The sequence below is a fragment of the Cecembia lonarensis LW9 genome (assembly GCF_000298295.1).
Taxonomy (GTDB): domain Bacteria; phylum Bacteroidota; class Bacteroidia; order Cytophagales; family Cyclobacteriaceae; genus Cecembia; species Cecembia lonarensis.
In genome coordinates this window covers 34,056-46,730 of the sequence record NZ_AMGM01000008.1, presented here as the reverse complement: position 1 = coordinate 46,730, position 12,675 = coordinate 34,056, and the positions used below count along the sequence as shown (strand labels likewise).

12 protein-coding genes are annotated in these 12,675 nt (G+C 41.6%); 2 read left to right on the top strand and 10 right to left on the bottom strand.

The features are described 5' to 3' along the window. Window positions 1-57: 57 nt before the first annotated feature. Together B879_RS04295 and B879_RS04290 are read left to right on the top strand one after the other, a co-directional pair. The gene (locus tag B879_RS04295; RefSeq protein ID WP_009183917.1) at window positions 58-300 is read left to right on the top strand and encodes a hypothetical protein; all 243 of its coding nucleotides are present in this window, start codon (window positions 58-60) and stop codon (window positions 298-300) included. A 20-nt stretch (window positions 301-320) separates the two neighbouring features. Continuing rightward, the gene (locus B879_RS04290) at window positions 321-587 is read left to right on the top strand and encodes a type II toxin-antitoxin system RelE/ParE family toxin (RefSeq protein WP_009183916.1); all 267 of its coding nucleotides are present in this window, start codon (window positions 321-323) and stop codon (window positions 585-587) included. Between the two features lie 192 nt (window positions 588-779). Here B879_RS04290 and B879_RS04285 read toward each other — a convergent pair whose 3' ends face one another. The 10 genes from B879_RS04285 to B879_RS04245 form a co-directional block, all read right to left on the bottom strand. After that, a complete protein-coding gene (locus B879_RS04285; RefSeq protein ID WP_009183915.1) occupies window positions 780-980 on the bottom strand; it encodes a YdeI/OmpD-associated family protein in 201 nt (66 codons plus the stop codon). 69 nt (window positions 981-1,049) lie between these two features. Continuing rightward, the gene (locus B879_RS04280; protein WP_009183914.1) at window positions 1,050-2,222 is read right to left on the bottom strand and encodes an MFS transporter; all 1,173 of its coding nucleotides are present in this window, start codon (window positions 2,220-2,222) and stop codon (window positions 1,050-1,052) included. 30 nt (window positions 2,223-2,252) lie between these two features. Continuing rightward, window positions 2,253-3,152 (bottom strand): amidase family protein, encoded by a 900-nt coding sequence (locus B879_RS23415; RefSeq protein ID WP_262481904.1) that lies wholly within the window; start codon window positions 3,150-3,152, stop codon window positions 2,253-2,255. Beyond that, a complete protein-coding gene (locus B879_RS23410) occupies window positions 3,062-3,907 on the bottom strand; it encodes an amidase family protein (protein ID WP_262481903.1) in 846 nt (281 codons plus the stop codon). The genes B879_RS23415 and B879_RS23410 overlap by 91 nt, the downstream gene beginning before the upstream one ends. A 491-nt stretch (window positions 3,908-4,398) precedes the next feature. Continuing rightward, complete coding sequence (locus B879_RS04270; protein ID WP_009183911.1) at window positions 4,399-5,799, bottom strand: aldehyde dehydrogenase family protein; 1,401 nt, start codon at window positions 5,797-5,799, stop codon at window positions 4,399-4,401. Further along, the gene (locus B879_RS04265; RefSeq protein ID WP_009183910.1) at window positions 5,796-7,436 is read right to left on the bottom strand and encodes an acetolactate synthase large subunit; all 1,641 of its coding nucleotides are present in this window, start codon (window positions 7,434-7,436) and stop codon (window positions 5,796-5,798) included. Before B879_RS04265 ends, B879_RS04270 begins: the two co-directional genes overlap by 4 nt. Before the next feature lie 119 nt (window positions 7,437-7,555). After that, on the bottom strand, window positions 7,556-8,389 hold the full coding sequence (locus B879_RS04260) for a fumarylacetoacetate hydrolase family protein (protein ID WP_009183909.1): 834 nt from the start codon (window positions 8,387-8,389) through the stop codon (window positions 7,556-7,558). Window positions 8,390-8,431: 42 nt separating this feature from the next. Next, window positions 8,432-9,667: a BamA/TamA family outer membrane protein gene (locus B879_RS04255; protein ID WP_040400246.1), complete on the bottom strand. Its 1,236-nt coding sequence runs from the start codon at window positions 9,665-9,667 to the stop codon at window positions 8,432-8,434. 90 nt (window positions 9,668-9,757) lie between these two features. Next, window positions 9,758-11,872, bottom strand: a complete 2,115-nt coding sequence (locus B879_RS04250) for a tetratricopeptide repeat-containing sensor histidine kinase (protein ID WP_202949583.1) — start codon at window positions 11,870-11,872, stop codon at window positions 9,758-9,760. A 126-nt stretch (window positions 11,873-11,998) separates the two neighbouring features. Continuing rightward, a complete protein-coding gene (locus B879_RS04245) occupies window positions 11,999-12,637 on the bottom strand; it encodes a hypothetical protein (RefSeq protein ID WP_083847927.1) in 639 nt (212 codons plus the stop codon). Between the last annotated feature and the right edge of the window lie 38 nt (window positions 12,638-12,675).

The window sequence follows — 12,675 nt, the reverse complement described above, 5'->3', positions numbered from 1 at the left end:
TTATTGAGATTGATAAGAATTAATTTTTTAAATTGGAAAACAACTCAACCATAAGGCATGGAATCAATAGAAAAAATTCAGCAAGAATTGATCGGTAAAATTCTTACTATCAAAAATAAAGGTTTTTTGGAAGCCTTGAACAAACTTATTGCTTCCACAGGAGAAGAGCCGTCAAAAACAGTTTTGACAGAATCACAAAGGGAAATGTTGGAGCTTAGTGAAATGGATATCAAAAATGGGGATTTGATATCACAAGAAGCTATGAACAAAAGAAACCTCGAATGGCTAAATGAGTTGTAATTTGGACTAAAACTGCAGATATGCAATTTGTTGGCGTCTTGGAATATTGGGCAAATAGGACGAAGTCAACTACATTTTCAAAAAAGCTAATTAAGTTGGTTGAACAAAAGACCCAACAGATTTCAAAGACTCCTTTTATTTATCCTACCAGTGGTTTCAAAGATCATAGAATTGCCATTCTTAAAGATTTTAGCATTTTTTACAAGGTTACAGAAGAAGATATTATTATTACTGCTTTTTGGGACAACCGTCAAGACCCTGATAAGCTACTTAAAATTTTAAGGTAAGTAAATACAGTTTTTCACAACCTAAACCTCAACAACTCTGCCTTCACTTGCTAATAATCATTTTCGGTATGCAGCTAACTGGTATAGGTCAATAGGAATGGAATATTTCATTCTTCCCATTCAACACCAAAAGGTGTCATCCTGAAAAACCGGCCCCTTACCTCAGCATTTTCTATTTTAAGGTATTTCCCCTCATTTCTTATACTTGTCATTCAAGCCCTTACCTTCTAGAATCATAGGACGGATTTTTGCCAATCGCTCAATTTGTGTTTGTTCTCTTTTCGCGCTGCCGAGGTGTTCTGCATATTCCTTTTGCTTACCTGGAGTAAGTTGTTCAAACGAGGCTTTCAGGACTGCATCTGATTCCAGGGCTTTTGCCAGGAATTCAGGCATTTCAAATTGTCCAGTTTTGTTCTGCCAAGGATTTCAAAAGGGAGATTTCCTCTGCCCATGATGAGCTTTTCATAGGGATGCTTGTTTGGGTTTACCTTTAACAAAGTAAAACAATCCAATTACAGGTCCAATGCCAAGGACTAAAAAAAGGAAAGCAGGCTCCAAGTTTTGATTCAGCATATTCAATAATTGTATGCTGAGAATGGAAATACCAAAACCAATGGAATTGACAATGGTCAAAGCCGTTCCTCTGCTTTGTTCCGGGGCATTTTGGGCTACCAAGGTGGAGAACATAGGAGAATCCGCGGTGATAGCTAAGCCCCAGACCATAAGAAACAGCATAAATACAACCAAGTTGGGTTGAAATAAGATAAAGGGCGAGAGGAAACAACAAATACCGGAACTTGTCAAAGCAAACTTTGCGATTTGGCTCGGATGAATTTTTTCGGAAAGATATCCACCCATGGCACATGACAATCCCCCTAAGCCGATGATGGCAAAACTGGTAAAGGAAATGTTTATTTCCTGGCCATGGAGTTTTCCATATTGGAGGATAAAAACTGGCAAAAATGCCCAAAAGGCATACAGTTCCCACATATGTCCAAAGTAACCCAAGGCAGCAGATCGAAAGGGTTTGACCTGAAAAACTTTAAAAAACACCGTGAAATCAAAAGCCTGACTGGGTCTCCGATGAGGTCCATTGGGTACCAAGACCCAAATCAGTAATCCCCCAATCACAGCTAATGATGAGGTGGCATAGAGTACAAATCGCCAGGGCAATGCATCAGTCATGCTCCTTACCAAATGGGGAAAGGCTGTGCCCAAAACCAAAGCCCCGACCAATAAACCTAAGGATTTGCCTAATCCTTTCTGAAAGTAATCCGAAGCGATTTTCATTCCAATAGGATAAATTCCTGCAAGGAAAAAGCCTGTACCAAACCTAAAAACCAATATCTGTATACCTGACATACCTTTAAAACTGACTGCCAGATTGAATAAGGAAGCAATGATGGCGCTCCAAAGAAATACTTTTGATGGAGAAAATTTATCGGCAATGGTAAAAATGGCAAATACCAAGGTGCCGGAAATAAAACCCAACTGAACAGCAGAGGTGAGGTTTCCCAAAAAGGCAGGTGCCAATTCAAGTTCAGCTGCCATATCAGCCAATACCGCATTTCCTGCAAACCACAGGGAGGTGCTCAGAAATTGAGCAATGACAATGGTGGGTAGAATATGTTTCATCTTAGGCCAAAATCAAAATTTTCGCAATATCTATTTCAAAGGACTTGGTACAAGACCATGGTATCTGTATTGCTTTTGGTAAGCATTAGCCAGCATGATCAATTTATCTTCACCAAAATAATTGGCAACTAACGTGATGCTGGTGGGCCTTCCCTTGTCATCAAAACCATTGGGCAAACTTAAGGCCGGATGGCCGGTAAGGTTAGTCTGAAGTAACTGATTGCCACCATAAGTAGTGGAGAGGATAAGGTCATAGTCTTTGATTAGCTGATGAAAGGCTTCTATCAACAAGGTTCGGTGCCGGTTGGCCTGTAGGTATTCTACCGCAGGAATAAACCTAGACTGACGCAGTGAATTAGCCCGTGAACCCTCATGCTGTTCTACCAACTGGTCTACACCTCCTGATCTTACCAATTCATCGAAAAATGCTCCTGATTCTGCCCTCAAGATGATGTCAAAAGCTTCAAATGGGAAGTTGCCCGGCAGATTTACCGGTACAGGTTTTATGCCCATTTGGGCCAGCTCTTCCAAGGTTCTTTGGTTGTTTTGGCCTGTAGCGGAACTGTCTTTTTCAAAAAGTTCTTTAAAATAAGCAACCTTAAGTTGGCTTAAATCGGGATCTGATAAAGGTTTAAAACTAGCCTCTTTAGTGGTTCGGTCAAGAGGATCAATGCCACGGATGTAATCAAAAACCAAGGCACAGTCCTCTGCAGAGCGACAGATGGGGCCAACCTTATCCATACTCCAGGATAGTACCATAAAGCCCTGTTTGCTAACCGCACCGTATGTTGGTCTCAATCCAGTACTTCCTGTTCTGGTACTGGGGGATATAATGGATCCTAAAGTTTCTGTACCAATGGAGAATGCCACCAATCCCGCAGCAGTGGCTGCCCCCGAGCCTGCGGAGGAGCCTGTGGCTCCTTGTTCCAAGTCCCAGGGATTTTTTTTTTTCCCCCAAACCAGACATCTCCACGGGCCAAGCTCCCCGAAACCAACTTCCCCAAAAGCACCGCACCTGCATCTTCCAGTTTCTGTACGACTGTGGCTTTTTGGTCAAGCACTTGTTCCCTATAAGGAGCAGCTCCCCAAGTAGTGGGATACCCCGGTACAGCCGCAAGATCTTTTACTCCATAAGGAATGCCATGCAGTGGGCCTCGGTAGATCCCTTTTGCTAATTCCTCGTCTGCCTTTTGGGCTTGATTAAGTGCCAATTCTTCAGTGACCGTAACAAATGCCTTTAGCTGCTCATCGTATTTTTTAATGCGTTCCAGGTATAATTTTGTCAAATTCAATGCACTGATTTTGCCTGACTTGATCAATCCTGCCAGGTCCAGTAGGGGATAAAAGGCGAGGTCCTCAAAGTTTTCAGGCAACTCCGCGGCTTCATTGATTTTCCAATCATTGAGTCCTTCGTTTTTTGGGAGCTGATAATCAACCGGAATGGGGTCAAAAATCAGGGCAGGACTGACAGCATTTTCCAGAGGAAAGTTACGCATGCTTTCGTAGCCTTTGCGGTTGCTGCTCAGGTAAGCCAACATGGTTTCTATAGACTTGCCTTCAAAGTTGATTCCAAAGAGGTTTTGGGCTGCGATTACCTGTTTCTTGGTGATTCTCCCGGCGGAATTGGCCAAGGTGAATCCAAAAATGATTCCTATGAAAAGGATCAACCATCCATGTTTTTTCATGGTTTCAAAATAGAAAAAAAGATCGGTTCTGTTGTCCGTTTTGAGGGGTTCTGGGAGGATTCTTTTTTGGAAGGGGATTAGGAGGTATGGGACTAGAGGAGGGTTTTGAGATTTACCAAGTACCATGTACAATGTACCATGTGGCAAGATGCAAGAGATAAGAAGCAAGAATCAAGACAGAATTGTGGAAGTGGAAAGGGTGATTTCGGAAATGGGAGGCCGAAATCCAACATCCGCCTTTATATTTCCCACTTTATAAAATTCCAGCTTCTTGAAATTTTTAATTTCCTGAGGAGATACAGCAGACTTTTAATCTGCAATCCATGATAGATTGAGGTAAAATTAAAAAAGCCTTCGAGTACGCTGCGGCACACCCGAAGGATATTGCTACTTCCTATTACAATCCTTAAAACCTTAAATCTGAATGGTTCAAAATCCTAAGGCTTAAGATTCAATTCCAACTTCCGAAATCCGACTTAGGACCTCGGCCTTTACAAAAACTTACTTTTCACCACCATCAACTTCTCCCTTGTCATTTCATGCATGGAGTAGGGGATACCTCCCAGTCCTTCTCCAGAAGCATCACGTCCGCCAAAGGGCATCCAATCCACCCGGAAAGCGGTGTGGTCATTGACCATGACTGCCGTAGCATTAAGTTTCTGAACGGTATCCAAAGCGATGTCCAGGTCTTTGGTGAAAACAGCAGCTTGGAAATGATAGGGTAGGGCATTGGCCTGCTCAATGGCTTTTTCCCGGTCTGAATAAGGATAAATACAAACTACGGGTCCAAAAATCTCTTCTTGGGATACCTTGACATCTTGAGGTGGATTAAAGATGACTGTCGGTGCATAGCAGGTATCAGAAAGCCGCTTGCCGCCACAAAGGATTTCTCCTCCTTTTTCCTTGGCTTCATTGACCCAATCTTCCACCCGGTCTACTTCTTTGGGCAAAATCAAAGGACCAACTTCCGTCTTTTCATCCAAGGGATCACCGACAATTAGCTTTTCGGCCATTTTTGCCATTTCTTTAGCCACTTCTTTAGCTAAACTTTCATGGACAAATACTTTTTGCACGGAAACACAAACCTGACCGGCATGATAAAAGCCACCTTTGACCAAGGCAGGCAACATGTCCTTCAGGTCTGCATCGGGAGCTACAATCACAGGCGCTGCCCCTCCGTGCTCCAAAGCACAGCGGGTACCCGGTGCCAATTTGGATTTCAGGTACCAACCGATTTTTGCTGATCCAATAAAAGAAAGGTAATTGATGCGGGCATCCGTCACTAACTTTTCCGCGGATTCGTTGTCTGTAATAACAGCTTGCACCCATCCATCGGGCACACCTGCCTCATGGAGCAGGTCCACAAAAGCCAAACAGGAAAGTGGGGTAGTGGAAGCAGGTTTTACAATTACCGGACAACCTGCCGCAAAAGCAGTGACTGTCTGATGGACAATGAGGTTTAAGGGATGGTTAAATGCGGAAATGGAAGCCACTACGCCAATGGGTTCCCGTGTAGTAAATGCTATCCGGTTGACCGAAGCTTGGGTAATTCCCATCGGGATTTGTTCTCCGGTCAATCTTCCGATTTCTTCAGCCGCTATTTTCACCCCATTGATGGCCCGAAGTATTTCCACTTTGGAGTCCACATAAGGTTTACCCCCCTCTTCAGCCGCTGTTTTCGTCAGTTCTTCTACCCTTGATTTCATCAATTCCTGGACTTTTTCCAGAATTTCAATTCTTTTATAAGCAGGAATCCACTGACTCCTGTCAAGGAACAGGGCATAGGCTTTTTGAAGGGCATTTTCCACCTCTTTTTCACCGACCATGGGGATCTCTTTGATCAGACTTTGGTCATAAGGGGAAAAAACTTTCAATGTTTTGGTGTCACTCATAATTTTTGTGCTTTCTCTTTTAACATAACATTTAAAATTGGATGATTCAGGGAATAATCCACAGGCAGATCAATCAACTTTACACCCTTTGTTGTGAAACATTCCTCAAGGATTTCCTGAAAATCCTTATCTGATTCCGGGCGGAAACCTTTTGCCCCATAGCTCTCGGCATACTTTACAAAGTCGGGATTGTTATAATCCAGTCCAAAATCATCAAATCCCATATCCTCTTGTTTCCATTTGATCATTCCATAAGCATGGTCATTGAGAATGATCACCGTAAGGTCAAGCCCCAACCTGACGGCGGTTTCCATTTCCTGTGAATTCATCATAAAGCCTCCGTCACCACAGACTGCCACAACTTTCCTTTCAGGATACAGCATATTGACCATCATGGCTGATGGCAGTCCTGCTCCCATGCTGGCCAAGGCATTGTCCAAGAGCAGGGTATTGGGTTTGTGGCAGGGATAATTTCTCGCAAACCAGAGTTTGTAAATTCCATTGTCCAGTGTGATGATGTCCTCAGACGCCAATTTGTTGCGCAGGAGGTTGACTAGCCTTTGGGGCAGCATGGGGAACCTTTCATCTTCAAAATACTTACCCAAATGTTCCTGAACTTCCTTTTTTACTTTTTTATAGAATTCAAAATCCCAATGGCTTTGCTTTTTAATCCGAGCTGTCAACTGTTTGATGGCATTGGTGATATCGCCCACCACATTCAGCTGTGGGAAGTACACCTGATCCACCTCTGCAGGGGAGAAGTTTACATGGATGACTTTTTTTCCGCCCTTTTCCATAAAGAAGGGAGGCTTTTCTATCACGTCATGACCAACATTGATGATCAAATCAGCAGCATCAATACCTGCATGTACAAAATCATTGCTGGAAAGGGCGGCGGTACCTAAGTATTGTTCATGCCTCTCGTCAATGACCCCTTTGCCCATTTGGGTATTGAAAAAGTAGATACCCGTACCATCCACAAAATCCCTCAAGGCATCGCATGTGATTTTTCTATTGGCACCTGCACCTATTAAGAGTAAAGGGTTTTTGGCAGCATGGATCATTTCAACCGCCTTTTCGATGGCTGTTTCATCAGGCTTTGGAATGATGTGGCCAACTGGCTCATAGAGTCTTTCTTCGCAAGTCTCTTGGGCAATATCCTCAGGAAACTCTAAATGTACAGCTCCCGGTTTTTCCTCTATGGCCAATCTAAAGGCCTCCCTGATTTGGGCAGTCATGTTATTGGAATTGACTATCTGTTTGGTGTACTTGGTGATAGGACGCATCATATCAACCACATCGATGATCTGAAAGCGGGCTTGTTTGCTTTTTTTGATAGGCTTTTGTCCTGTAATCATGAACATGGGCATTCCGCCCAACTGGGCATATGCGGCAGGGGTAACCAGATTGGTGGCTCCTGGTCCCAAAGTGGATAAGCATACGCCAGGTTTTCCTGTGAGCCTCCCATAAGTGGCTGCCATAAAACCGGCACCTTGTTCATGCCGGGTGACCACCAAGCGGATGGAGGAGTTTTTTAGGGACTGGAGAAAATCTAGGTTTTCTTCACCGGGAACGGCAAAAATATATTCCACGCCTTCGTTTTCCAAGGCTTTTACAAAAAGGTCTGAAGCTTTCATTAAATAGGGGTTATGATGATTAAAAAGAACTTTCCTAATACATTAAACACGAAAAAATCCTATGAAATGTTTGTTTCAGCTGAATTTTATCTAATAAAAATCCAGAAATAATCTTCCATTCAAGAGGATAATCCCACCTTATTGCTCAGCTTTCCAATGCCATCAATTTCAATGTGGACCCAATCTCCTTCTTCTAGGGTAAAGTGATCATCCGGTACCAGACAAGTTCCGGTCATCAGGTAAACCCCATTGGGAAAAGACATTTCTTTGGTCAAATAATCTACTAACTCGGTATGTTTTCTTTTCATTTGATTGATGGAAATTTCCCCTTCAAAAACCATTTTCCCGTTCCTTTCAATTTGCATAAATATTTTAGCGTCCGGATTGATAGGTTTTTCTGGGATCCAAAGACAAGGGCCAATAGCTGCGGAATAATCATAACATTTGGCTTGTGGGAGATAGAGGGGGTTTTCCCCTTCTATATCTCTGGAGCTCATATCGTTTCCAACCGTATAGCCTACAATTTCATTGGCTTTGTTTACAAATAATGTGAGCTCGGGCTCTGGTACATTCCATTTGGAATCCTTCCTGATATTCACCTGCCCTCCTGGCTGTGCTACTCGGTAGTGGGTAGATTTGAAGAACAGCTCTGGCCTTTCTGCTTCATAGACTTTGGAATAAAAAACTGCGGCGCCACTTTCTTTTGATTCTTCCATTCGTGCTTCCCTGCTCCTGTAATAGGTAACACCTGCTGCCCAGATTTCCTGGGTACCTATTGGGGCATTTAATTGGTCAGGTTGCCAATTGATTTCATTCCAGGGGTTTATTTCTTCCTGTAACTCTTTAAAAAGATTTTTTTGATTGACCAAGTGGTCCCAATCACGGGTTTGAGCCAAATAGTGCTTCCCATCCTGTTCAATAATAATGTCGTTAGCGGATTTATATAGTTTCATGAAAATAGGTTAAATAGGTTTGGGATTGAAAGTACTAAAAAATCAAAACATTTCATTCACATTAAGGAATATTCCCGATTCCCCTCTTATCCCAAAGCCATAATCCAGGGCAATGTTGATCCTTCGTTTGGGTAGGACCATGTACCGCAAACCTAGTCCATAACCCATTTGAAAATGATTGAACAGGTTGATGTCCTCTCCTCGGCTGCTGGCGGTGCTGGTATTGGCGAATAGGACGCCCCCGAACCTTTCTTTGTTTTTTTGTAGGGGAAATCTCCATTCCAATTCAGAGTACACTACATCTTCCCCTCTAAATCTTCCTTGTGTATAGGCCCTTCCTGATCTGGCAAACATGTCCCAGCCCACAGCTGGTAAAAACATATAGGGTACTTCTCCATTGGTGACGGACCAGGCATAGGTCCAAAGCGCGAGGATGTTTCTTGGCCTATTTTTGCTCAAACTGAAATAATCCCTGTATTCCAGCCATAATGTTCCACTATTTGAGGTACTGCCTAAAAACTCAGCAAACCCTCTCCATGACGCATATAAATATTTTCCGGTATAAGGATTGGCCACATTGTCCCGACTATCATAGACCGCATTGAATGACAGCCCGGACTGTTTATAGGCTGTTGTTGGCAGGTTCCTTTCCCTCTGATAAACTTCATGAAATGTCAATTCCGGAGGAGAAACTTCAAGGTCCAGGCTTCTGTCATCTATTCGGAACATATTGTCAAAATGATAGCCTAAACCATAAAAAAACCGGCTATCCTGAAATCGCTTCATGACTATCCCGTACAAGCGCACATGCCTGAAGAAAATCATCTCCTTTTGTAAATCATTTACTTCTTCGGTAGGAGGGATTTCTCTCCAAGGTCTGGCCCATATTTTAGTGCCCAAACCATAGGTTGGTTGATTGTTGATATTGAATCTGAAATCCGTTAAAATGGTGTAAGCATCATCATTTAAAAAAGCATTGGATCTAAGAGAGGTGTAAAGCTGTCTTTTGGTAGTGACCAGGCCCAAACCAATAGCAGTGGACATGCTAGTGGTTTCTGGATTGCCCATGGTCCAGGAAAAAGCAGGAGCAATGCCCAGAATGAGCCCCGAAGTGGGATCGCCTGCGATGGCCGGAAGTGGGACAATGGATACTTTCCGTTCTTTTTTAGGTTTCTTTTCGGTAACTTCCTGTGCAAGGCTTAGACCACTGACCAGAAAAATTAAAGAAATTAAAAGGATGCCTTGGATGGGTAATCTGAGGCGATTTGCTGGGTTCATTTTGTATGAAATTAAGGCTGGTTTGGGCATTATTGCTTAAGCCTAATTTACACTTATTTCTTCACTCCAACAATTTATATGAAAGATGAATCATGGGATAATTTCACTTAGTTCAGGACTGCTTTCCAATGACTTTTTCAGCTCAAAATAAAAAGTACTGCCTTTGCCTTTTTCGGATTCAATCCAAATTTTTCCGCCGTTCTGTTCTATGTAAAGTTGACTCAGGTTTAAACCAAGCCCTGTCCCTTGTTCCCCAGAAGTCCCTCTCTTGCTTTTAGCTAAGTTATTGTTAAAAAGCTGTTTTGCTTCATTTTCATCCATGCCAATTCCATCATCTTTAACAGCAATAACTATTGTATCTTCATTTTCTAGACTAGAGACAATAATATTGCCTTGATTATGGGAGTATTTGATGGCATTGCTCAATAAGTTTCTAAGAATCAGTTCCAAATGGTTGGGGTCAATCAGTATATGAAGTTGATCTGGAACCCGGTTGGTCAAATTCAATTGTTTTTGTGCAATTAAAGTTGAGAAAAATTCCCTTAGCTCCTCTACTTTTTCATGAAGCAATGTCGGTTTAGGATCAGCCTTCACCATTTTCATTTCGCCCATGGACCATCTCAATAGATTGTTGAGGGTTTCCATAATGGCACCTACATTTTTGTACAATTCAGGAGCTAAACTTCTAAATTCTGAATCTTTCACTTGCTCTTTTCTGTAGAGTCCCAATAGCATATACAAACTGGCGATAGGACCTCTTAGGTCATGTCCGATAATACTGAATAACTTTGATTTCACCTGATTGGCCTCCTCTAGCTCTGCCGTCTTGATTTCCAATAGTTGCTTGGCTTTTTTCTGCTTTTTGTAATTGATGAAAATAACCCCGGAAATCAACAGAATACCAAAAAATGCCAGTAGCAGCATTCTTTTTTGGAAAGTTTGCCTTTGGATTTCTTTTTCATTTTCAAGTTCCAAAGCCTTTTGTTCAGCCTGTATAATCGATAATTTTTTATCGTATTCATATTCTGCTTCAATCCTAGCTGTTTTCCTTTCGATTTCCTGGTTGAAGACACTGTCTGCGTATGCTTGAGAAAGTTGGTTGTGTTTTAGGGCAGACCGGAAATTACCCAAGGCCTCATAATTTTTACTGATCAGGGCATTCAAATCCCTGAGTTCAGTTTTTGAGTCCAGTTGACTGGCAAGTTGAATACCTTCAAGGGCCAAACGTAGGGAAGTTTCATAGTTTCCCAAATTATAATTGATGTTAGATAGGCTGGTAATGCTTAATAGCATGCCTCTTTTATTGCCAATTTCTCCATCGATTTTCTGGGATTCAATAAAAAGCAGCATGGCCTTTTCTATATCGCCCATCTCCTCATACACGGTGGCCATATTATTCAGGGCTGCTGATATACCTTCTTTTTCACCTATTTTTTCAGATATATCAAGAGAGCGTTGTAAGGACCGCAATGCTGGTTTTTCTTCTCCTAGTTTTTGGTAAAGACTTCCCATATTGTTGAGGGTTGTCGCCATACCTTGTTCGTCTTTAGCCTTTTCTTTGATGGCCAGAGATTTTTGGTAGTACGCTAAAGCTTCCTGAAATTTTTCCTGCTTTTCGTAGATCAGGGCAATATTGTTGTAAACAAATGATATCCCCGTTTCATCCTCCAGTGATTCTGAAATTCTCAGTGCCCTAAAATTGATTTCTAAAGCGGCCACATAATTATCCCTGAAATAATGAATGGAAGCTATATTTTTTAAACTGGAGGCTATGCCTTTTTGGTCATCTAACAGTTCCTTTATCACTATGGATTTTTCATAATTTTCAAGGGCTGCAGCATAATTCCCCAATCGGTTGTACACATTGGCCAGATTGTTAAGGCTAGTGGCCAAACCTTTGGTGTCATTAATCTTTTCCCTTTGGGTAATGGCCTTGGAATAATAGGCGATAGCCTTATCTGATTCCCCCAAGAAGTAGGAAATGTTTCCCAGGTTATGTAAACACTCTCCAAATTTTGTATAGTTCTTAGTGGTCCAAAAATTATCACCCGCTTCTTGGTGATATTGTAGAGAAGATGAAAAGTCGCGGTCCTGATAGAAAATCATCGCTATCTCAAATTGTAACTCGGCAATCTTTTCCAAGTCCTTTGGGCTTTGAGCATTCAAGTTATCCAATGCCCTTATCAATGAATCTGTTTTACCCATCACCAAGAATTGGGGTAAAAGCAGAAATAAGAAAAACAAATGGAATATAGTTTTTTGAGGCATCATAAAAACTTTAGTACAATGATAAGCAAACAAAAAGAATTAGGCCTGAAAAAATCGCATTCTTCAAGGAGATATTTTTAATCTTTGGCTGCGGAAAATAAAATTGTTGCCATTGCTCAATTCCAAAAAAACATCAAATACAAGGTCCGAATTAGACCTGGGTTTTTGATTAAACCGTATATGAAATCTAACTTTTTCTTGAAAGCGGTGTCCTCTTTTCAAAAAATCTTCAATGCTAACCATTTGCTGAAAGTTGGTAGTAGCTACAAATTTATCTGTTATATCCTCTCTTTCTTCCAAAAAAATATCCTCAGTAATTTGAATGGCACTTCTGTTGATCACCTTTAATCCGCTGAGCGTTTCTATTGATACAATTTCTCCCGAACTACAATTGGCCAAAGCTGAAGGAAAGAAGCCGGATCTATGGGCAATATTTTCCGTTTTTTCACTGACCTGCCTGAAATCAGAAGCCAAAATTCCAAGGTATAAAGTTTGATAAAAATAAAACATTTCCGGATTAAAAGGCTGACTTTGTGCATGCCTAAAAACCGGTTCAATGGCCAGTTGGGTTATGGAATGTTCTTCTGCTTCAAACACCGGAAAACATCCACATGGACCATTACATTGGTCCACGCAGGAAGTAATGGGTATAACACCCATAAATGTCAACATTAGAAAAAATGCTAATAATTTATATTTCATTTCAGAATTTTGAGACTTTATAATTCCATATAGGCCAA